We start from the raw sequence: 21,189 nt of genomic DNA, 5'->3' as shown, positions 1-21,189 counted from the left end.
ATTCCAATCAAAATCATCGCATCAGCGTTAATATTATGTAAAAATTATCGTTATGAATCTCTGTTTTATGGAAGGATTTCAATGAGAAAGTTAATTTTAGTCATCTTTTTAACGCTAACACTTTCAATATCTGCAAAAGAAGTCAAAATCGTGTTTTTAGAAACTTCAGACATTCATGGGCGGCTTTTTTCGTATGATTATGCGGTGGGGGAACAAAAACCCAATAACGGCTTGACAAGGATTGCGACTTTAATCAAAAAGCAAAGGGCTGAGAATAAAAATGTGGTTTTGATTGACAGCGGGGATTTGTTGCAGGGTAATAGCGCGGAGTTGTTTAATGATGAGCCTATTCACCCGCTAGTTTTAGCTGAAAACGATTTGAAATTTGATGTTCGTGTGCTTGGCAATCATGAGTTTAATTTCAGTAAAGATTTTTTAGAAAAAAATATTAAGGGGTTTAATGGCGATGTCGTGAATGCAAATATTATCAAAATTGCGGACAATAAGCCGTTTGTGAAGCCTTATATGATTAAAAAAATTGATGGCGTGAGGGTGGCGGTTGTGGGGTTTTTGGTGCCGCACATCCCAACTTGGGAGGCTTCTACGCCTGAACATTTTGCAGGATTGAAATTTTTGGACGCTGAAGAAGCGTTAAAAAAGACCTTGAAAGAGTTAAAAGGGAAGTATGATATTTTGATTGGTGCTTTTCATTTGGGGCAAGAAGATGAGAAAGGTGGCGATGGGATACCGGATTTGGCGAAAAAATTCCCGCAATTTGACATCATTTTTGCCGGGCATGAGCATGCGGTTTATAACACTAAAGTGGGAAAAGTACATACCATTGAGCCTGGAGCGTATGGGGCTTATTTGGCAAAAGGCGTGGTGGTATTTGACACTAAAACGAAGAAAAAAACCATAACGACTGAAAATTTACCCACAAAAGGCGTGCCAGAAGATGAAGAATTAGCGAAAAAATACGAATATGTGGATAAAAAATCAAAAGAATACGCTAATGAAGTGGTTGGCGAAGTTACAAAAACCTTTATTGACAGGCCTGATTTTATCACAGGAGAAGAAAAAATCACCACGATGCCCACCGCCGCCTTGCAAGAAACACCGGTGATAGAATTGATTAATAAAGTGCAAAAATATTACGCAAAAGCCGATGTTTCAGCGGCAGCCTTATTCAATTTTGGGGCGAATTTGAAAAAAGGGCCTTTCAAAAGAAAAGATGTCGCCTATATTTACAAGTTCGCTAACACGCTCATTGGAGTGCATATCACGGGTGAAAACCTGTTGAAATACATGGAATGGTCATACCGATTTTACAACCAGTTGCAACCAGGAGATTTGACGATCAGTTTTAATGAAAACATTCGCGGCTATAACTTTGACATGTTTTCTGGCGTGAAATACCAGGTTGATGTTACAAAACCCGCCGGACAAAGAATTATTAATCCGACAATCAACAACAAACCCATTAACCCTAAAGCGGTGTATAAATTAGCGATCAACAATTACCGATTCGGGACATTATCCACGACTTTAAAGCTGGTTACAGACGCTGATAGGTATTATGATTCTTACGATGCATTGCAAGATAACGGGCAAATACGGGATTTGATTGTCAAATACATCACGGAAGAAAAAGGTGGGAAGGTAACCCCTGAATTGGAGGGTAATTGGGAAATCATCCACTACGATTTCAAAAACCCGTTGTTGGAAAAACTGGCAGAAAAATTAAAAGAGGGGAGCATCAAAATCCCCACTTCAAAAGACGGGAGGACTTTGAATGTCAAATCCATTAAGGAAAGTGAAGTTGAATAAGATTTTTTATTTTTATTATTTATTCTTTAAGCCTAACTTAAAAAGGAATGTTCTATAATCCTAGATTGTTGGCTTTTCGCTTTTTTCAGCGGTTTTCAAACAACCGGATTTTTAATCTTGTTTTGCGCCACTCATTTTTCGGGGGGGGGGGGGGTGCATTTGGAGGCTGAACTCTCAAATTAGGGTTTGACTTAAAAATGATTGATAGGAGATAAATGATGTTTGCTTCAGTATTTGCTTCGCTAGGGACTCGTATTATGTTTGTCGTGCTAGCCGCTCTTTTGGGTTTAGGGGGGCTTTTTATTGGTTTTGTAAAGGTTATACAAAAAGATGTGTTAGCGCAACTCATGGAGCATTTAGAAACCGGGCAATACAAAAAGCGTGAAAAAACGCTCGCTTACATGACAAAAATTCTTGAACAGGGCATTCATGAGTATTACAAAAATTTTGACAATGTCACTGCAAGAAAAATGGCGCTAGATTATTTCAAACGCATCAACGACGATAAGGGCATGATTTTGGTGGTGGTGGATAAAAACGGGGTAGTGCTGTTTGATCCGGTCAATCCTAAAACCGTAGGCCAATCAGGGCTTGACGCTCAGAGCGTTGATGGGGTGTATTACGTTAGGGGGTATTTGGAAGCGGCTAAAAAAGGGGGAGGCTACACTTATTATAAAATGCCTAAATACGATGGAGGCGTGCCGGAGAAAAAATTCGCCTACTCGCATTATGACGAGGTGTCTCAAATGGTGATCGCAGCGACTTCTTATTACACTGACATTAACACCGAAAATAAAGCGATTAAAGAAGGCGTGAATAAGGTTTTTAATGAAAACACCACGAAATTATTCCTTTGGATACTGACAGCGACGATAGCGTTAGTGGTTTTGACGCTCATATACGCTAAATTAAGGATCGTGAAACGCATTGATGAACTGGTCCTTAAAATCAACGCTTTTAGCCATGGGGATAAGGATTTGAGAGCCAAAATTGATGTGGGTGATCGCAACGATGAAATCTCACAAGTGGGTCGTGGGATCAATTTGTTTGTGGAAAACGCCCGCTTGATTATGGAAGAGATTAAAGGCATTTCCACTTCCAATAAAACTTCAATGGATAAATTAGTCCAAATCGTGCAAGAAACCCAAAAGAGCATGAAAAATTCATCAACCACCCTAAATTCCGTAAAAAATAAAGCCACGGATGTAGCGAACATGATGAATACTTCCATAGAGCAGTCTCAAGGGTTAAGGAAGCGCTTGATTGAAACGCAAGGGCTTGTCAAAGAGAGCAAGGATGCGATTGGGGATTTATTTTCTCAAATCATAGAGAGCGCACACACTGAAGAGGAGCTCTCTAGCAAAGTGGAGCAGCTAAGCCGTAACGCTGATGATGTCAAATCCATTTTGGATATTATCAATGATATTGCCGATCAGACGAATCTTTTAGCCCTAAACGCTGCTATTGAAGCCGCAAGGGCCGGCGAGCATGGCAGAGGCTTTGCGGTGGTGGCTGATGAAGTTAGGAATTTAGCCGGGCGCACTCAAAAATCTTTAGCTGAAATCAATTCCACTATCATGGTGATTGTCCAAGAAATCAATGATGTGAGTTCGCAAATGAATCTCAATTCGCAAAAAATGGAGCGCTTGAGCGATATGAGTAAAAGCGTGCAAGAAACTTACGAAAAAATGAGTTCTAATTTAAGCTCAGTCGTGCGAGACAGCAATCAAAGCATGGACGATTACGCCAAATCCGGACACCAAATTGAAGCTATGGTAAGCGATTTTGCAGATGTGGAAAAAGTGGCTTCTAAAACTTTAGCGGATTCTTCAGATATTTTAAATATCGCTACGCATGTGAGTGGAACGACCATGAATTTAGACAAACAAGTGAACTTATTTAAAACTTAATTAGGGGGAGTTTATTAAAAAAGGGTTGAATTGTTAAAAGTTTCTGTGATCACGGCGTGTTTTAATAGCGAAAAGACCATTGAAGACACCATTCTTTCCGTGCTTCATCAAACTTATAAAAACATTGAATACATCATTATAGACGGATCTAGTGCGGATAGCACTTTAGAAATCATTCAAAAATATAGAGACAAAATCGCTTGTGTGGTGAGCGAAAAAGATAAGGGCATTTATGACGCTATGAATAAGGGCATAAAGCGTTCTAGTGGGGATATTATCGCTTTATTGAATAGCGATGATTTTTATGCTGATGAGTTTGTAATAGAAAAAGTGGTGCATGAGTTTGAAAACAAAAATTGCGATAGCGTGTATGCGGATCTGGTGTTTGTCAAACCTGATTGTTTAGAAAAAGTGGTGCGCTATTATGAGAGCGGGGAGTTTAGCCCTAAAACCTTGCTTTATGGCGTAGTGCCAGCGCACCCCACACTTTTTGTCAAAAAAGCCATTTATGAACGCTACGGCTTATACAAAACCGATTATAAGATTTCAGCGGATTTTGAGATGATCATCCGCTTGTTTGTGGTGCAAAAAATAAGCTTTTCTTATTTGAAAGAAGTGTTAGTGGTGATGCGCACCGGTGGGGTTAGCGCAAGCGGGTTTAAAAGCCTTTTATTAAGGAATAAAGAAAATTTGAGAGCATGCCAAGAAAACGGCATTCAAGCGAATGTTTTTTCCATGCTTTTAAAATACCCTAGGAAAATCATGGGCTTATTGAAAAGGGGGAAAGGGGGGACTAAAACGAAACGATTAAAGAAAGATTAGCGTTAAATCGTGGTTTGAATCTTTCTTGATGGTTATTGTAGGTGTAAAAAACATTCCTCACTAAGGGCATTTCAATCCCTAATTGCAGGGACAAATAGCCGATAAAATCCACGATAAAACCAAAACGCAAAGGGGCTTGGAAAAAGGTTTTTTTGGTTCTTGGGATAATCGTTGTGATAGCACTTGGTTTAATCGTATCCACTAACAACACCCCTTGTTCTAAAGCAATCCCTAAATAACTCCTAAAACGATAAATATTTTTATCTACAAAAATCCAAGAAAAATCTAACGCGCCTCCGTAATTTTGCACCATTAGGATTTGGGGCTGAGAGAGCGAAACAGAATGGAAATAGTTATAGACGCTAAAGATTCTAAAACCGACTTTAGGGTGGTTTCTTAAAAAATGCTCCAAGCCCGTAGCGGTGTTAAACCCTATGCTATTAGCTACAAGAGTCAAGGTTTGGTTAGAAGTTGAAAAAGTGGCTTGCGAATAGTTGTATCCAAAAATAAAGAAAAATTTAAGGCTTTTTTCCAAAGCCCTTTTTAAGATTTGTTGGTTTTTGTCTAGGATTTTCTGTTTTTCATTGTTTTTTTCAATAATTAGGGGTTTAGGTTTGTCGTCTTCATTCTTGTTTTTAAAATTTTCCAAGAATTGAGACCAAGTGATTTCTTTAGCTTCTAAAAAGAGTGGATTCAACAATAAAAAGAGATAAACACTAAATAGAGTTTTCAAATACAGCCTTAAACTTTTTACGGCTATTGTGCCTAATTATCTTAAATTAACTTTAAATTACTTGCATGTTTTTGCTATAATCCCCACTCACACACAACGCTATATTTTAAAATTTAGCTTACAGCAAATAAAACACCTTTTCTTCTTGAAAAATACTTTTAATTTCTACAAAAAGGGTTTTTTCTATGCGTTCTTCTAGCACGATAATAGGGTTAACGCTCTCGCTCCCGCTCACTAACGCCCTTAAAGACAACTCTTCTTCATAATTTAAGGGGTTAAGGTTTAACTCTTTTAAAGTATCGTAGTTTTTTGCCATAAGGGTGTTAAGGCCTTCTAAAGTTAAAAACAAGGTTTCATCTCTTTGGCTATAACCCACTAGCGCGCTCAAACGCTGAGAAAAAACCCACCTTAAATCGTTGATCCTAACTTTAGCCTTACTTTTAGAGCGCGCTAAAATGCAACAATTCAAAGGGTTTGAATTTTTAGAAAGCCACACGCCCCCATTCAATAAGCGGTAAGTTGCGATCGTTTTTTGGGCTAAAAAAGGCTTATTGCCATTCTTTTTAGCCGCTTCCAACGCTCTAAAAACTTGCGTTCTTTCTTCAACGCTTGCGGGTAAAATCTGGCGTTTTAAAGGCGAGTAAAGCTCAAAGGGGCTTCTATTTTGGGATTCTTTTTGGATTTTTAAAGCGAATTGACAACCGCAATAATTTTGCCGATAAAGCTCGTTTTCTCTCGCTAAAGCTTGCAAGTTTAAATCCAACTCGCTCTTAAAATGTTCAAAATTATCGTTTCTAAACACAACAAATTCCAAATTGTGCCTTTGCGCGATGTGTTGCCCCTTAGCGATGAGCTGGTTAGGGTCTTTTTTAGGGCTTGTGAGTAAGGTGGTGGTGAATTTTTCTTCCCCTAATTCAAAGGCTTTCAACGCGCTCGCTTCTAAGCGTAAGTCAAAGCACTCAAAACAGCGCTCGCTTTTTTCCCCTAACAATTCCTTACCCTTAGCTTTATCTAAAAATTTTTCTAATTCATAATCGCCTTCAAGCAATTCAATTCCTAGCATCTCGCAAGTGCGTTTCACGTCTTCTAAACGCAACAAGTATTCGCTATAAGGGTGGATATTGGGGTTATAAAAAAACCCTACAATTTTTTCACCCGCAAAAGCCTCTTTAGCCTTTTTTAAAAAATAAAGGTTATCCACTGAGCAACAAATATGAATGAGCATTAAAACTGCTTTTTATTCACATCTTCTAAAATATCGTTAGAGACTTTGTCAATTTCTTGACTGATTTCTAAAGAATCGCTAGCGATTTTTAGATTGCCCTCAGTAACCGATCTTAAGGCTTCAATAGAAGCGTTGATCTCTTCTACTTCTTTAACCTGGTTTTTAATGCTCTCGCTCGTGTCTGAAATGCTTTGAACTAAAATATTGATATTGGCTTCAATTTCGCTGAGCGATTTTTGCGTCCTTTCAGCGAGCTTCCTAACTTCATCAGCCACCACCGCAAAGCCTCTGCCATGCTCGCCGGCCCTTGCGGCTTCAATAGCAGCATTTAGGGCTAATAAATTCGTTTGATCAGCGATGTCTCTAATGATTTCTACAATGCTTTTAATGTCTTGCCCTTGTTCAATCATGGCTTCACTTTGAGAGCTCACGCCTTGAATGGAAGTGGTGATATTTTCTATCGTTTTGGAAGTTTCCATCAAGCTTTTGTGTTGGGAGTTTGAAGCCTTTTCTAAATTTTGCACGCATTCCTTTAAATTCGCACTATCGTTCGCTAAATCTTTGGCAAAATTAGATGAAGTTTCTAGCATTTTTTGGATTTCTTGCCCTAAAGCGTTAGTAACCAATTCCACCCTACCCGAAGCGTTTTGGATCCGGCCTCTAAAATCCAAACCAGAATAGCTTTCAAAGATTTTGAAAATGCTTGGCATGTGAGTCCCTACGCTTTCTTGCAAATAATCCATGATCCCGTTTAGCGCGTCTCTCAATTCTTTCAAATCAGGGCTTGCGGGATCAGCCGTGATGCGCACCGCAAAATTCCCTGCTTTCACGTCTGAAACCACTTTAATGGTGTCTTGGACGGCTTGCCTGTCTTCTTGCATGGTTTTTTGGGTTTGCAAGATATTTTTATTGATCGCTGTTTGCATGCGCCCTAATTCGTCATTGGATTTCGCTTCAATCAATTTAATATCGCTGGAATGGGCTTGATTGTTCAATAATTTAAAGAAATGAGACAAGGTGCTAGAAACGACTTCCAAACGACTGCTTACAATCGCTCGCATTAAGAGGGTGATCGCTATAATCAAGGCTAACACCATGATCGCGCTCGCTATAATTACCACAAAACGCACCGATCCCACTTGCTCATAGACCTTGTCTTTTTCAATGATTAAAGCGATCATCCAATTAAGATTGTCTTTACTTTCTGTTTTGCCTAGCATTTTAAAGGTTTCAACGGCTAAGAAATTTTCCTTATGGCTGAAGGGATCCAAGTATTCTAAAGTCGCTTTAGAGCCGTTTTCTAAAATAGCCATCACTTCATTAGTGGTTTTAGGCACGCTCTTATAAATTTCGGCGATAGATTTGTCTTGCAAACTCTTATTCGCGCTCAAAAGCACTTTACCTTTAACGCCAATTAAAAATAAATCGCTCCTGTTTTTAGTGATTTCATTACTGAAGCTGTCAATGGAAATAAAAACCATCAAAGCCCCTACAACCTCTTGAGCGTTCTCATTCAATAAAGGTAAAAGAATATCAACCCCATAAACTTCCGCCCCATTAGGCATTTTCCTATAATAAGGCAAGCTTTTAGAAATTTCTTTATTTTTCATCGCTTTTTGCGCTAAAGGGTTATTCCCTAATGACGGGTTTTCCACTAGCTTAATCGTATTGTTATCCCTTAAAAGCGTTAATCTTAAATCTTCTCTGTTTTTAAAAAACATGCTCACCCCAGCGACATGCGAATTGGCTAAAATGAAGTTTTTTAACAATTGGATTTTGATTTCTCTTTTGGTGTCTTTAGGGAGCATTTCTTTGACAATGCCCATGCTCGTATAGGTGTTTTCCAAAACCCCTTGCACTTCCTTAACCTTAAAATGCAAACTATCTTGCATAGAACGCAAGGTGTTTTCTTTTAAAATCTCTTTCACCCTGCTGTTCAAGGACACCCCTAAAATGCTCACGCACACGATCACAATCAACGCCACCCACAATATGATTTTATTACCGATACTCAAACCTTTAGACAAAACACAACCTTACTATGATGAATTTTTTGCCCATTTGCGACAAAATTTTAAACCGCATTGTAGTATTATAAGCATAAATCCAAAATTAAACTGGATTAAAAGGCGATCAATCATTCTCATTAAAAACCATTTTAAGGTTGCATTCGCTCTTTTAGGGTATGCTACGACTTGAAATTATCCAAATATAAAAAGGAATTATCATGCCTTTTGTCCCCACGCGCTCTTTGAAAGAAAAAAAGATTGATTTTATTGAAGCAATATTAAACCCCAACGCCCCCAAAGGCGGGCTTTACACTTTAGAGCGTTTTGAAACGCTAGAATGGCAAGATTGTTTGAATCTGAGCTATAACGAGCTGGTAGAATGCGTGTTTGAGCGGTTGGGTTTAGAGATTCCTAAGGGTTTATTGACAGACGCTTTAAAACGCTATGAAAATTTTGATAACCCTAAAAACCCAGCCCCTATTTTTGCGCTCAATGAAAGGCTTTTTGTCCAAGAGCTCTACCATGGGCCTAGTTTGGCGTTTAAAGACATGGCGTTACAGCCTTTAGCGAGCTTGTTTTCTAACCTAGCGGTAGGGAAAAATGAAAAGTATTTAATGCTCGTTTCTACAAGCGGGGATACCGGCCCTGCGACTTTAGAAAGTCTGGCGGGCATGCCTAATGTTTTTGTGGTGTGTTTATACCCCAAAGACGGCACAAGTTTAGTCCAAAAACTCCAAATGGTTACCCAAAGCGCTAGCAATTTAAAGGTCTTTGGGGTGAGTGGGGATTTTGATGATGCGCAAAACGCGCTCAAAAACCTTTTAAAAGACGATGATTTTAACGAAGCCCTAAAAACGCACCAATTGAAATTAAGCGTGGCTAATTCCGTGAATTTTGGGCGCATCGCTTTTCAAATCGTCTATCATATTTGGGGCTTTTTAGAATTGTATAAAAAAGGCGCGATCAATTCTAAAGAAAAAATCACCCTAGCCATACCCAGCGGTAATTTTGGGAACGCTTTAGGGGCGTTTTACGCTCAAAAAATGGGCTTGAATATCGCTAAAATCAAGGTCGTAACCAACAGCAATGATGTTTTAAGGGAGTTTATAGAGACAGGCCGTTACGATTTAACCCACCGCTCTTTAAAGCAAACTTACTCGCCGGCTATGGATATTTTAAAAAGCTCTAACGTGGAAAGGGCGCTTTTTAGCCTTTTTGGGTTTGAACGCACGCTAGAATTGATGCAAGCTTTAGAAGAAGAGAAATTTTACGCCTTAAAGCCTAAAGAATTAGCCCTTTTACAGGAGCATTTTTCTTGTGCGAGCTGCTCAGATGAAGCCTGTTTGAAAACCATTCAAGAAGTTTATGCAGAGCACCAATACCTGATTGACCCCCACACCGCCACCGCTTTAAACGCCAGCTTGAAAACCCACGAAAAAACCCTTGTTTCCGCCACCGCTTCTTATGAAAAATTCCCTAGCACCACCCTTTTAGCCCTGAATGAGCAAAAAAAAGACGATAAAACCGCCCTAGAAACGCTTAAAAACAGCTACAATACCCCAGATAGCCAGCGCCTTGATGATTTATTTGAAAGAGGGATCAAGCACCAAGAAGTTTTAAAACTCAATGAGATCAAATCTTCTATTCTTTTGTGGTTAGAAAGCCTACATTAAATCTTTTTTAAGCCCTTATTCCTAATAAAATCTCAATTTTAAGTCAAACTACACTATAATAAGGAAATTCTAAACGAAGATTAAACTTTGAATGAAAGGGATTTTGATGAAAAGAATCGTTTTAGTAGCGATAGCCTTACTGATGAGCGCTTGTGCGAGCTATAAGATCACGCCTGAACATGTTACATCTTATAATAATGGGATTCAAGTGATGACTTCCACGCAAGCCAAATCTAAAGTCCAGCTAGAAATCGCTCAAAGCAAATTGAAAGGTTTGAATGAATCCCCCTTAGTGCTGTATGTAGCGGCGCAAGTTATAGAGGGAAATCCTGTGGTGTTTAGCCGTAAAGCCATTTCGGTGTCTATCAACCAAACGAATTTACCGGTCTTAAGCTTGAGACAGGTGATGAAATCCAGTTTTGATTTTGAGGGTATTTTACAAAGTTTTAATATCAGCGTGCCGACCGCTCCTATTGATAATATCAATATGATCACCCCGCCTATGTTTTATTACGGGCAAGGGAGTTTTTTAGCTTATAACGGCATGATGTATGGGGGAATGGGCATGTATGGGCCAGGCTTTGGCATGATGATGATGGATGATGTAGAAGAGCAAGAAGTCATGCAAGAAAGCCGCCAAGCTTTAAAAATCCTAGCGATCAATTACCTTAAAAACAATACCCTTAATGTTGAAGGTAAGGCTAGGGGAGGGTTTGTGGTAGTGGATACCAAAAACCTTAAAACCCCGGGCGTGGTGGTGGTTAAAGTCTTTTTAGAAGATGAAATCCACACCTTTAAAATTGATATTTCTAAGATGTAATCGTTCTCTTTAATAAAAGCCTTTGGGGGTCAATCCACCTAAAGGCTTTTTCTTGATTTGGTTAAAAACGATTAAACCCTACTCCATTTTTTAGATTTTATTTTATGGTAAAAAGGGAAAAATCCCAACAACCCCCCCCTTTTTTTGCGTTTATTTTTGAGAAGCTAAAAAGTCCCGGATATTTTCTTTGGTTTTTTCTACCAAGGTTTTCAAGCTGTCGCTATACGCCCATGCGATATGGGGGGTTAAAAGCAATTTATTTTGGATCTTTGGGTTCAAAAACGCATGATCTTTTTCAAAAGGCTCTTTCACAAACACATCGCTCGCGTAATACAAATCTTTGGTTTCTAAAGTTAAAGCCAAATCCTTTTCATTCACAATGCCCCCACGCCCCACATTGATTAAAATCGCCCCATCTTTTAGGCTTTGCAATTCTTTGAGAGCGATTAAATCGCGCGTGCTTTCATTTAAGGGGGCATGAATGCTGATAATATCGCTTGTTTTAAGCAATTCTTCTAAACTCAAGCGCTCATACTCTTCTTTTTTATCTTTAGGGGAATAATACACCACCTTTGCCCCGAAAGCTTGAGCGAGTTTGGCGACTCTTTTACCGATTGCGCCTAAACCAATAACCCCCCATTGACCCCCTTTAATAAGCCCCATTTTTATATCGCTAATGTGCGTAAAAATATCGCTTTGACTATATTCTCCGCTTTTGCAGTAACGATCGTAATCATTGATTCTCCCCAACAAAGACAACGCGCACGCTAAAGTGTGCTGGGCTACGGATTCTGTAGAATAAGCGCTCACATTTTTGACTTCTATGCCTAAAGCTTTCGCGCTTTTTATATCTACATTATCCGTGCCTGTAGCGGTGATGCAAATGAGTTTGAGTTTAGGCAATTGGCTTAAAACCTCTTGAGTGATAACGACTTTATTCAATACCATTATTTCAGCGTCTTTGCAACGTTCAACCACTTGATTGGGCAGAGTAACCTCATAAAAATCAAAATCCGCCACTTCTTTTAAAACTTCTAGCGCTTTTAACCCCACGCTTTTAGCGTCTAAGATTACGCCTTTTTTGAATGTTTTCATCTCTATACTCCTAGAATTAGTTTTAAAGTTATATAATTAAACCACAAAATCCTTTTTTAAAAGAAACTAAGCATGCCAAAACCTAAGAAAAACACCCTCCCCTGTAGTCTTTCTGTCAAAATGTCTTATTTCATGCGTTTTCTCATTAAATGGCACACCCGCTCTTTAAGCCATAAAATGATGACTCTAGTTCAAATCTTAAGCATTTTAGCCTTAGCGAGCAAGGCCAGTGAAGATTTAGAAGAGCAGCTCAAAAAAATCAAAGATTACATTTATAAAACCCTAAACGCTAAAATCGCATCGGACGTGTATAACCGAGTGCTTATTTTAGTGAATGAATATTGCGCTAATGAAGAATTGTTTGATAAAGAGAGCGTTAAAATTTCAGATTTACTCATTCAAGACATCCAGCTTTACGCTTTAGTCGATGAAATGCTTAAAGAAGATAAATACCAGGTCCAGCACACCATTTTAAAAGGCATCATCAAGCGCAAATACGATGAAGCCTACTCGCTCAATAGCGAAGACAGGATTCTTTTAGAATACCAAGAACGCTTACTAGAACCCTCATACGCGTCTTTTTCAAATAAAAAATTCAAATGATTTGAAAGCGTTACCCCACTTTTTAGGCTTTTATTGAAAAAGGGCTTTAAAGTTGGCTAAAATAGGCGTTTTATTTGAAAAACAAAGGGATTGAATGGCTTTTAAGGTGGTGCAAATTTGTGGGGGGCTTGGGAATCAAATGTTCCAGTACGCTTTCGCTAAAAGTTTGCAAAAACACTCTAATACGCCCGTGCTATTGGATATTACTTCTTTTGATTGGAGCAATAGGAAAATGCAATTAGAGCTTTTCCCTATTGATTTGCCCTATGCGAGTGAAAAAGAAATCGCTATCGCTAAAATGCAACACCTCCCCAAGCTAGTAAGAGAGGCGCTCAAATGCATGGGATTTGACAGGGTGAGTCAAGAAATCGTTTTTGAATACGAGCCTAAATTGTTAAAGCCAAGCCGCTTGACTTATTTTTTTGGCTATTTCCAAGATCCACGATATTTTGATGCTATATCCCCTTTAATCAAGCAAACCTTCACCCCTACCCCCCCCCCCCGAAAATAATAAAACTAATAAAAAAAAAGAGGAAGAATATCAGTGCAAGCTTTCTTTGATTTTAACCGCTAAAAACAGCGTGTTTGTGCATATAAGAAGAGGGGATTATGTGGGGATTGGCTGTCAGCTTGGTATTGATTATCAAAAAAAGGCGCTTGAGTATATGGCAAAGCGCGTGCCAAGCATGGAGCTTTTTGTGTTTTGCGAAGACTTAGAATTCACGCAAAACCTTGATCTTGGCTACCCTTTTATGGACATGACCACTAGGGATAAAGAAGAAGAGGCGTATTGGGATATGTTGCTCATGCAATCTTGCAAGCATGGCATTATCGCTAACAGCACTTATAGCTGGTGGGCGGCCTATTTGATAAACAATCCAGAAAAAATCATTATTGGCCCCAAACACTGGCTTTTTGGGCATGAAAATATCCTTTGTAAGGAATGGGTGAAAATAGAATCCCATTTTGAGGTAAAATCCCAAAAGTATAACGCTTAAAGCGGCTTAAAAAAGGGCTTACTGGTGGTTTAAATCTTTGATTTTAGATCGGATTTCTTTATAGCGAGCGTCTAATTCTATTTTTCTGTCCATGGATATTTTGATAAATCCGCTTTCTTTTTCTATGCCGATAAATTCCCTTTTCAAAAGATTAGCCGCAATGCCTGTGGTAGAGCTCCCGCTAAAAGGATCGCCAATGAGGGAATTTTCATCGCTCGCCATTAAAAGCAAGCGCACCAACAGCGCGAGAGGTTTTTGAGTGGGGTGCTTGCCATTTGCTTTTTCCCAAGGAGCGATCGCTGGGAAATTCCACACATCGCGCATTTGTTTATCGTTATTGATCTTTTTTAAAATCTCATAGTTAAAAACATGCTTGTGCTTGTAGCTTTTCCTCGCCCAAATGATTTGCTCAGCCGAATGCGTCAAATAACGGCAGCTGAAATTGGGAGGAGGGTTGGTTTTTTGCCAGGTGATGAGGTTTAAAATCTTAAAATCCAATTTTTGTAAAATACGCCCCAAAGAAAAAAGGTTGTGGTAAGTCCCGCTGATTAAAAGACTCCCTGTATTTTTTAAAGCCTTTTTGGCGTTGTTGATCCACTGGTAATTAAACTCATCAATATCGTTAATCCCATTTTCTTTATCCCAATCGCCTTTATTGACGCTCACAATCTTACCGCTCTGTATACTTAAGCCGTCATTAGAAAGGAAATAAGGCGGATCGGCAAAAATCAAATCAAAAGCATTTTCAAATTGGAGCAAAACCTCATTACAATCCCCTTGATAAAGGGTGAAAAGCTCGTCTGTGCTTTTAAAAATGGGGTGTGCGATTTCATTAGAATGCGCGATTATCATTCTTGCACCTTTGATATAAAATCATTCACATAGCTTAAGTTATAGATTTCTACAGATTTGTAAGCTTCTTGGAGTTTGCTTTTAGCATCTAGCCAACCTGTGCCATCAGTTATCCAAATAAATTCGTAATTGGGGAATGCTTCAAATTTTAAAGCTAAGTCTTGATAGGATCTTGCGACTTCATTAAGCTTGCTCCCACTAATGGTATAAAAATTAGCCTCTATAAAATAAGTTTTATTTTTGCTAAAAATAACAAAATCAAATTTTTTAATATCATTTCCAAAAGCTTGGCATAAATCCTTAAATTCTCTAATATCTACTTGTTTTTTAAAATTTAATTGGGCTTGGACAAAAAGACCGCTAAGATGATTTTCCATAGCCTTTCCGCTGCGATTTTTTCTTGCATTGCTATCAAGCCCCACTTCTATACCAAAAACAAAATCATTTAAATCTTTAATGTTTCTGTTGCAAAAAATTTGCTCCAACCCCGTTTGACGAATAAACTCATAGACTTTTTCATCATTTTCAAAATAAGAATGTAGGCGATAAAAATTACCATTAGCATCACGCACTATATCATCTTTATCTCTCACAGCAATGAGAATATTTAAAACATTAAAAGCTTTTGAATATTCTTTAAAAAGTGTTTTAATGCAATTTTTAAGCTCTTTTGTATCTTTTCCAAGTAAAAAATTCAAGTGGTTTAAAGCGATACTTATTTCATTTTTATTTTTGAGACACTTTTGCCAATCGGTGAAAAAATCTAAAGTTCGATTGCTTGTCTTAAGGTTTTTTAAAAAAGTATCAAAGGGCAGATGGTTTTTCATTTTTACTCCGTTTTAATGTTTTTATTCAATATATATTTTTTGCGTTTTACAACCCTTATAGGGTTTAGGCTGGGTGTCTCTCTTCACCCAACCTAATATTGTATTTGTAAAATCTGTAAAAGGAGTGTCGTAAAAGGAATGCTTAGAAACTATGGTGTCTCGTTAATACATTCTAAACAAAAAGTTTTTAAAGGCAAAAAGGCTGGCGGACAGGGAGGGATTCGAACCCTCGGTAACCTTGACGGCTACGCATCCTTAGCAGGGATGTGGTTTCAGCCAACTCACCCACCTGTCCTTCAAAAAGTAGAATTATAGTAAAAATAAGTTAAAATAAACCTTAAACTTTAATGGTTTCTAAACAAAACTAAGGGCTTTTATATTACAATCTCAAATTATGGATTAATAAAACTTAAAGGATAACACCATGCAATACGCGCTATTATTTCCAGGGCAAGGCTCGCAATGTATAGGAATGGGAAAATCATTCTATGAGAGCCACGCCCTAGCCAAAGAATTGTTTGAAAGGGCTTCTAACGCGCTTAAAGTGGATATGAAAAAAACGCTTTTTGAAGAAAACGAGCTTTTAAAAGAGAGCGCTTACACCCAGCCTGCCATTTATTTAGTGAGCTATATCGCTTACCAGTTGCTCAACAAACAAGCAAATGGGGGGTTAAAACCCGTTTTTGCTTTAGGGCATTCGCTCGGTGAAGTGAGCGCGGTGTCTTTGAGTGGGGCGTTAAATTTTGAAAAAGCCCTTAAACTCACGCACCAAAGAGGCAAAATGATGCAAGAAGCGTGCGCGAATAAAGACGCGTCCATGATGGTCGTTTTGGGCGTTTCTGAAGAAAGCCTTTTAAGTCTGTGTCAAAGAACCAAAAACGTGTGGTGCGCGAATTTCAATGGTGGCATGCAAGTGGTTTTAGCCGGGATTAAAGACGATTTGAAAGCCCTAGAGCCGACTTTAAAGGAAATGGGGGCTAAAAGAGTGGTTTTTTTAGAAATGAGCGTGGCGAGCCATTGCCCTTTTTTAGAGCCTATGATTTTTAAATTCCAGGAATTGCTAGAAAAAAGCCTGAAAGATAAATTCCATTTTGAAATCATCTCCAATGCGACTAACGAAGCGTATCATAACAAAGCAAAAGCCGTTGAACTATTGAGCTTGCAACTCACTCAGCCGGTGCGTTATCAAGACTGCGTGAAATCTAATAACGACCGAGTGGATGTCTTTTTTGAATTAGGCTGTGGGAGTGTGTTAAAGGGGCTTAACAAGCGATTGAGCAACAAGCCCACCATAAGCGTGGGGGATAATAAAGGGCTTGATGAAGCCATTGAATTTTTAGAAGAATACGTGTGATGGGGAGAAAATGGTGCAAAAAATTGGCATTTTAGGGGCGATGAGAGAAGAAATAACCCCTATTTTAGAATTGTTTGGCGTGGGTTTTGAAGAGATTCCTTTGGGAGGGAATGTTTTCCACAAAGGCGTTTATCATAATAAGGAAATCATTGTCGCTTATAGCAAGATTGGCAAGGTGCATTCCACTCTAACCACAACAAGCATGATTTTAGCGTTTGGCGTTCAAAAGGTGCTTTTTAGCGGGGTGGCTGGAAGCTTAATTAAAGATTTAAAAATCAATGATTTGTTAGTGGCCAACCAATTAGTCCAGCATGATGTGGATTTGAGTGCGTTTGATCACCCTTTAGGGTTTATCCCCGAAAGCACGATTTTTATTGAAACGAGCGGAAGTTTGAACGCTTTAGCTAAAAAAGTCGCTAATGAGCAGCATATTGCGCTCAAAGAAGGCGTCATCGCATCAGGCGATCAGTTTGTGCATAGCAAAGAGAGGAAAGAATTTTTAGTTAGCGAGTTTAAAGCGAGCGCGGTGGAAATGGAGGGAGCGAGCGTGGCGTTTGTGTGCCAAAAATTTGGCGTGCCATGCTGTGTTTTAAGGAGCATTAGCGATAACGCTGATGAGGAAGCTAACATGAGCTTTGATGCGTTTTTAGAAAAAAGCGCTCAAACTTCAGCGAAATTCTTAAAAAGCATGGTGGATAAGCTTTAAGGTTCGTTTTTATTAAACGCAAACAATTAAAAAAACCCTATTTTTTAAAAAATGGGGGTTTTAAATTTTATTTTAAACTCATTTTTTAAAGGCTATCGCTTGATTAGCGTTACGCTTTTTGATGGTTTTGCGATCAATATTCGGTGAAATAAAACCAAATTCCAATAATATAATTAGAATTTAAGCTATTTTTTAGTAAAATAGTAGAGGATTAGGTGTATCTTATCTTATGGATCTAGCTTTTGATTGAAAGCATGGGTTCTTACTTTATGGAGTGTCCAATGAAAAAGAAAGCTAACGAAGAAAAAGCCCCCAAAAGAGCTAAACAGGAAGCCAAAGCAGAAGCCACACAAGAAGTCGCACAAGAAAATAAAACTAAGGAAAACAATAAAGCCAAAGAGAGCAAAATTAAAGAAAATAAAACCAAAGAGAGCAAAATCAAAGAAGCTAAAGCGAAAGAACTTGTTCCTGTTAAAAAGCTTAGTTTTAATGAAGCGTTAGAAGAATTGTTCGCTAATTCCTTAAGCGATTGCGTTTCTTATGAGTCTATCATTCAAATCAGCACGAAAGTCCCCACTCTAGCCCAAGTCAAAAAAATCAAAGAATTGTGCCAAAAATACCAAAAGAAATTGGTCAGCTCTTCAGAATACGCTAAAAAACTCAATGCGATTGACAAGATTAAAAACACCGAAGAAAAGCAAAAAGTTTTAGATGAAGAATTAGAAGATGGCTATGATTTTTTGAAAGAAAAGGATTTTTTAGAGTGGAGCAGGAGCGATAGCCCGGTGCGCATGTATTTGCGTGAGATGGGGGATATAAAACTTTTAAGCAAAGATGAAGAGATTGAATTGAGCAAGCAAATCCGCTTGGGCGAAGACATTATTTTAGACGCGATTTGCTCGGTGCCGTATTTGATTGATTTTATTTATGCGTATAAAGATGCTTTAATCAATCGTGAAAGAAGGGTTAAAGAGCTTTTCAGGAGCTTTGATGATGACGATGAAAATAGCGTGAGCGATTCTAAAAAAGATGACGACAGCGAAGAAGATGAAGAAAACGAAGAAAGGAAAAAAGTCGTTTCTGAAAAAGACAAGAAGCGCGTAGAAAAGGTTCAAGAAAGCTTTAAAGCCCTAGACAAGGCTAAAAAAGAATGGCTTAAAGCTCTTGAAGCCCCTATAGATGAAAAAGAAGATGAATTGGTGCGTTTATTGACCCTAGCTTACAAACGCCAAACGCTCAAAGACAGACTCTATGATTTAGAGCCTACCAGCAAACTGATTAATGAATTAGTCAAAACGATGGAAACCACTTTAAAAAGCGGCGATGGGTTTGAAAAAGAGTTGAAACGCTTGGAATACAAATTGCCCTTATTCAATGACACTCTCATCGCAAACCATAAAAAAATCCTTGCTAATATCACTAACATGACTAAAGAAGATATTATCGCTCAAGTGCCAGAAGCGACCATGGTGAGCGTGTATATGGATCTTAAAAAGCTTTTTTTGACTAAAGAAGCGAGTGAAGAAGGCTTTGATTTAGCCCCTAACAAGCTAAAAGAAATTTTAGAGCAAATCAAAAGAGGGAAATTGATTTCCGATCGCGCTAAAAACAAAATGGCTAAATCCAATTTAAGGTTGGTAGTGAGTATCGCTAAACGATTCACAAGTAGAGGCTTACCCTTCTTGGATTTGATTCAAGAGGGTAATATCGGCTTGATGAAAGCGGTGGATAAGTTTGAACATGAAAAGGGCTTCAAGTTTTCTACCTATGCGACCTGGTGGATCAAACAAGCTATCAGCAGAGCCATAGCCGATCAAGCCCGCACTATCCGCATCCCCATTCACATGATTGACACGATTAATCGCATCAATAAAGTCATGCGTAAACACATTCAAGAAACCGGCAAAGAGCCTGATTTAGAAGTGGTGGCTGAAGAAGTGGGGCTTTCGTTAGATAAAGTGAAGAATGTGATTAAGGTGACTAAAGAGCCTATCAGTTTGGAAACTCCAGTCGGCAATGATGATGACGGCAAATTTGGGGATTTCGTGGAAGATAAAAATATCGTCAGCTCTATCGATCACATCATGCGAGAAGATTTAAAAGCACAAATTGAAAGCGTTTTGGATCAGTTGAATGAGCGAGAAAAAGCGGTGATCCGCATGCGTTTTGGGCTTTTAGACGATGAAAGCGATCGAACTTTAGAAGAAATCGGCAAGGAATTGAATGTTACGAGAGAAAGGGTGCGCCAGATTGAAAGCTCTGCGATCAAAAAATTGAGAAGTCCGCAATACGGGCGCATTTTGAGAAACTATTTGCGCATTTGATGTTAAGGTTCTCTAAAGCATGCGTTATTTTCTTGTAGTTTTCTTGTTTTTGTTTGTGGGTTGCATGAAAAAGGATTTCACGCTCAAAGATTTATCCTTGCCCCAAGAGGCTTCAAGCTATCTTGCAAGCTCTCAAAATGGCAGTCATAATGACCAAAGCATTGACCCCCAAGCGTTAAGAGAAAATCTAAAAGAGAGCTACCTCAAAGCGTGGTATTCCCCATGGCTAGATGCGAAAGTCAAAAGCAATAAAAAAGAAGTGTTTTGGATTCTCAAAGAGATGAATAAATCCACCGGTTATGGCGAAGATCTAAAACCCAACGCAAAAGCTTTCAATAATGAGCTTATTAAAAGCATGGATATTGAGCATTACCCGAGCGATAAGATTAAGGCTGTGGTGGTGCGAGATAGCGATGTAAGGGCTGTGCCTACTAACAAACCTTATTATCTTTCTCCAAAAGGCTATCCCTTTGACAGGTATCAAAATTCGCTGATTTTTCAAGGCACGCCGGTTTTGATCACACATTTTAATACAGATAAAACTTACGCCCACATTCAAAGCAGTTTTGTTTATGGCTGGATCAAAGTTAGCGATTTAGCCTACATGCACGATAAAGACATAGAGCTTTTAACCCATCTTAAAAATTATGTCATGCCTATAAAAGATAAAATCCCCCTTTATACAGACTATGGGGATTTTTACACCAACGCCAGAGTAGGAGAATTGTTCGCTCTCATCCCCCAAAGTCAAAAAACACCTCAAAAACCCCAAAAAAAGGAATTAAAAGCCTATGGTTTTTTGAGAGACGCTAAGGGTTATGCAGATTTACAAAGCGTGATCTTAGATGAAAAGGATTTTTTTGTTTTCCCTAAGGCTTTTAACAGCGAGAACATGGCGTATTTTATAGACACCATGCTAGGGCAAAAATACGGCTGGGGTGGACTATTAGGTAATAGGGATTGCTCGGCTTTCACCAGAGATAGTTTTGCTAATTTTGGTATTTTGCTCCCCAGAAATTCCTACGCGCAAAGCCGTTACGCGAACAATTATGTGGATTTAAGCTCCATGAAAGCTAAAGAAAAAGAAGATTACATCCTTAAAAACGCCACTCCTTTTGGAACGCTCATCTATTTAAAAGGGCATATCATGCTCTATTTAGGCACACACAACCATCAAGCGATAGTCGCTCACAGCATTTGGTCGGTGCAAACCCAAAAGCATTTTAAAACCTTGAGCCATAAAATAGGGGGCGTGGTGATCACTTCATTATGGTTAGCCGAAGAACACAATGGGGCGTTTTCTAAAAAGAAATTATTGATTGACAGGGTGCTTGGAATGAGCGATTTGAAAGATTTTGTCAATAAAACTTCAAGCCCTTTGAATGCGAATTGATTTTCTTATACTATGATT

17 protein-coding genes, 1 tRNA gene and 1 pseudogene are annotated in these 21,189 nt (G+C 38.6%); 12 read left to right on the top strand and 7 right to left on the bottom strand.

The features are described from left to right. The first annotated feature begins 81 nt into the window (after window positions 1-81). The 3 genes from HPB14_RS00530 to HPB14_RS00520 all read left to right on the top strand — a co-directional run bounded on the left by HPB14_RS00530 (window position 82) and on the right by HPB14_RS00520 (window position 4,559). Window positions 82-1,827, top strand: coding sequence for a bifunctional metallophosphatase/5'-nucleotidase (locus HPB14_RS00530; protein WP_001228613.1), 1,746 nt, complete (start codon window positions 82-84; stop codon window positions 1,825-1,827). A gap of 215 nt (window positions 1,828-2,042) precedes the next feature. Then, window positions 2,043-3,737, top strand: a complete 1,695-nt coding sequence (gene tlpB, locus HPB14_RS00525; RefSeq protein WP_000970885.1) for a methyl-accepting chemotaxis protein TlpB — start codon at window positions 2,043-2,045, stop codon at window positions 3,735-3,737. Window positions 3,738-3,767: 30 nt separating this feature from the next. Continuing rightward, the gene (locus HPB14_RS00520; protein ID WP_000922030.1) at window positions 3,768-4,559 is read left to right on the top strand and encodes a glycosyltransferase family 2 protein; all 792 of its coding nucleotides are present in this window, start codon (window positions 3,768-3,770) and stop codon (window positions 4,557-4,559) included. Here the strand turns inward: HPB14_RS00520 and HPB14_RS00515 are convergent. The 3 genes from HPB14_RS00515 to tlpA form a co-directional block, all read right to left on the bottom strand. After that, complete coding sequence (locus tag HPB14_RS00515; protein WP_000853694.1) at window positions 4,531-5,292, bottom strand: outer membrane beta-barrel protein; 762 nt, start codon at window positions 5,290-5,292, stop codon at window positions 4,531-4,533. The genes HPB14_RS00520 and HPB14_RS00515 overlap by 29 nt on opposite strands. A 118-nt stretch (window positions 5,293-5,410) precedes the next feature. Continuing rightward, complete coding sequence (locus HPB14_RS00510; protein WP_000905213.1) at window positions 5,411-6,517, bottom strand: epoxyqueuosine reductase QueH; 1,107 nt, start codon at window positions 6,515-6,517, stop codon at window positions 5,411-5,413. After that, window positions 6,517-8,544 carry a methyl-accepting chemotaxis protein TlpA gene (gene tlpA, locus HPB14_RS00505; RefSeq protein ID WP_000033607.1) on the bottom strand — a complete coding sequence of 676 codons (2,028 nt, stop codon included), beginning with the start codon at window positions 8,542-8,544 and terminating at the stop codon, window positions 6,517-6,519. Before tlpA ends, HPB14_RS00510 begins: the two co-directional genes overlap by 1 nt. A 200-nt stretch (window positions 8,545-8,744) precedes the next feature. On the opposite strand from tlpA, the gene thrC reads away from it, so the two are divergent. Both thrC and HPB14_RS00495 read left to right on the top strand, forming a co-directional pair. Then, entirely contained in the window at window positions 8,745-10,199 is a 1,455-nt protein-coding gene (thrC, locus tag HPB14_RS00500; RefSeq protein WP_001117304.1) for a threonine synthase, read from the top strand. A gap of 106 nt (window positions 10,200-10,305) precedes the next feature. Then, window positions 10,306-11,019 (top strand): hypothetical protein, encoded by a 714-nt coding sequence (locus tag HPB14_RS00495; RefSeq protein ID WP_014658403.1) that lies wholly within the window; start codon window positions 10,306-10,308, stop codon window positions 11,017-11,019. Between the two features lie 150 nt (window positions 11,020-11,169). On the opposite strand, the gene HPB14_RS00490 is transcribed toward HPB14_RS00495, so the two are convergent. Further along, the gene (locus tag HPB14_RS00490; protein ID WP_000846774.1) at window positions 11,170-12,114 is read right to left on the bottom strand and encodes a D-2-hydroxyacid dehydrogenase; all 945 of its coding nucleotides are present in this window, start codon (window positions 12,112-12,114) and stop codon (window positions 11,170-11,172) included. Between the two features lie 72 nt (window positions 12,115-12,186). On the opposite strand from HPB14_RS00490, the gene HPB14_RS00485 reads away from it, so the two are divergent. From HPB14_RS00485 to futC1, 3 genes and pseudogenes are all read left to right on the top strand, one after another. Further along, window positions 12,187-12,717, top strand: coding sequence for a hypothetical protein (locus HPB14_RS00485; RefSeq protein ID WP_001125796.1), 531 nt, complete (start codon window positions 12,187-12,189; stop codon window positions 12,715-12,717). Between the two features lie 94 nt (window positions 12,718-12,811). Continuing rightward, window positions 12,812-13,278, top strand: a pseudogene (locus tag HPB14_RS00480) (O-fucosyltransferase family protein). Continuing rightward, entirely contained in the window at window positions 13,275-13,715 is a 441-nt protein-coding gene (gene futC1 / locus HPB14_RS00475; RefSeq protein WP_041199423.1) for an alpha-(1,2)-fucosyltransferase FutC1, read from the top strand. Before HPB14_RS00480 ends, futC1 begins: the two are co-directional and overlap by 4 nt. Window positions 13,716-13,733: 18 nt before the next feature. On the opposite strand, the gene HPB14_RS00470 is transcribed toward futC1, so the two are convergent. The 3 genes from HPB14_RS00470 to HPB14_RS00460 all read right to left on the bottom strand — a co-directional run bounded on the left by HPB14_RS00470 (window position 13,734) and on the right by HPB14_RS00460 (window position 15,689). After that, complete coding sequence (locus HPB14_RS00470) at window positions 13,734-14,567, bottom strand: DNA-methyltransferase (RefSeq protein ID WP_000582303.1); 834 nt, start codon at window positions 14,565-14,567, stop codon at window positions 13,734-13,736. Continuing rightward, window positions 14,564-15,394, bottom strand: coding sequence for a type II restriction endonuclease (locus HPB14_RS00465; RefSeq protein WP_000788551.1), 831 nt, complete (start codon window positions 15,392-15,394; stop codon window positions 14,564-14,566). The genes HPB14_RS00470 and HPB14_RS00465 overlap by 4 nt, the downstream gene beginning before the upstream one ends. Window positions 15,395-15,597: 203 nt before the next feature. Beyond that, a tRNA-Ser gene (locus tag HPB14_RS00460) sits at window positions 15,598-15,689 on the bottom strand. Between the two features lie 129 nt (window positions 15,690-15,818). Between HPB14_RS00460 and fabD the strand changes: the two genes are divergently transcribed. The 4 genes from fabD to HPB14_RS00440 all read left to right on the top strand — a co-directional run bounded on the left by fabD (window position 15,819) and on the right by HPB14_RS00440 (window position 21,171). Beyond that, window positions 15,819-16,748 (top strand): ACP S-malonyltransferase, encoded by a 930-nt coding sequence (fabD, locus tag HPB14_RS00455; RefSeq protein ID WP_001198977.1) that lies wholly within the window; start codon window positions 15,819-15,821, stop codon window positions 16,746-16,748. Between the two features lie 10 nt (window positions 16,749-16,758). Further along, window positions 16,759-17,454, top strand: coding sequence for a 5'-methylthioadenosine/adenosylhomocysteine nucleosidase (locus tag HPB14_RS00450; protein ID WP_000250176.1), 696 nt, complete (start codon window positions 16,759-16,761; stop codon window positions 17,452-17,454). A gap of 281 nt (window positions 17,455-17,735) precedes the next feature. Continuing rightward, window positions 17,736-19,778, top strand: a complete 2,043-nt coding sequence (rpoD, locus tag HPB14_RS00445; protein WP_000725858.1) for an RNA polymerase sigma factor RpoD — start codon at window positions 17,736-17,738, stop codon at window positions 19,776-19,778. 19 nt (window positions 19,779-19,797) lie between these two features. After that, window positions 19,798-21,171 carry an SH3 domain-containing C40 family peptidase gene (locus HPB14_RS00440; protein WP_001268564.1) on the top strand — a complete coding sequence of 458 codons (1,374 nt, stop codon included), beginning with the start codon at window positions 19,798-19,800 and terminating at the stop codon, window positions 21,169-21,171. Window positions 21,172-21,189: the final 18 nt, after the last annotated feature.

The sequence above is a fragment of the Helicobacter pylori HUP-B14 genome (assembly GCF_000259235.1).
GTDB lineage: Bacteria > Campylobacterota > Campylobacteria > Campylobacterales > Helicobacteraceae > Helicobacter > Helicobacter pylori_CU.
Note: the sequence above shows the minus strand (reverse complement) of the source record. Positions and strands in the feature narration are given on the sequence as shown.

Excerpts from the sequence above, each read along its gene's own strand:
- HPB14_RS00530 (WP_001228613.1), top strand. The coding sequence starts at position 82 with ATGAGAAAGTTAATTTTAGTCATCTTTTTAACGCTAACACTTTCAATA.
- tlpB (WP_000970885.1), top strand. The coding sequence starts at position 2,043 with ATGATGTTTGCTTCAGTATTTGCTTCGCTAGGGACTCGTATTATGTTT.
- HPB14_RS00510 (WP_000905213.1), bottom strand. The coding sequence starts at position 6,517 with ATGCTCATTCATATTTGTTGCTCAGTGGATAACCTTTATTTTTTAAAA.
- thrC (WP_001117304.1), top strand. The coding sequence starts at position 8,745 with ATGCCTTTTGTCCCCACGCGCTCTTTGAAAGAAAAAAAGATTGATTTT.
- HPB14_RS00495 (WP_014658403.1), top strand. The coding sequence starts at position 10,306 with ATGAAAAGAATCGTTTTAGTAGCGATAGCCTTACTGATGAGCGCTTGT.
- HPB14_RS00490 (WP_000846774.1), bottom strand. The coding sequence starts at position 12,114 with ATGAAAACATTCAAAAAAGGCGTAATCTTAGACGCTAAAAGCGTGGGG.
- HPB14_RS00485 (WP_001125796.1), top strand. The coding sequence starts at position 12,187 with ATGCCAAAACCTAAGAAAAACACCCTCCCCTGTAGTCTTTCTGTCAAA.
- HPB14_RS00470 (WP_000582303.1), bottom strand. The coding sequence starts at position 14,567 with ATGATAATCGCGCATTCTAATGAAATCGCACACCCCATTTTTAAAAGC.
- HPB14_RS00465 (WP_000788551.1), bottom strand. The coding sequence starts at position 15,394 with ATGAAAAACCATCTGCCCTTTGATACTTTTTTAAAAAACCTTAAGACA.
- fabD (WP_001198977.1), top strand. The coding sequence starts at position 15,819 with ATGCAATACGCGCTATTATTTCCAGGGCAAGGCTCGCAATGTATAGGA.
- HPB14_RS00450 (WP_000250176.1), top strand. The coding sequence starts at position 16,759 with ATGGTGCAAAAAATTGGCATTTTAGGGGCGATGAGAGAAGAAATAACC.
- rpoD (WP_000725858.1), top strand. The coding sequence starts at position 17,736 with ATGAAAAAGAAAGCTAACGAAGAAAAAGCCCCCAAAAGAGCTAAACAG.
- HPB14_RS00440 (WP_001268564.1), top strand. The coding sequence starts at position 19,798 with ATGCGTTATTTTCTTGTAGTTTTCTTGTTTTTGTTTGTGGGTTGCATG.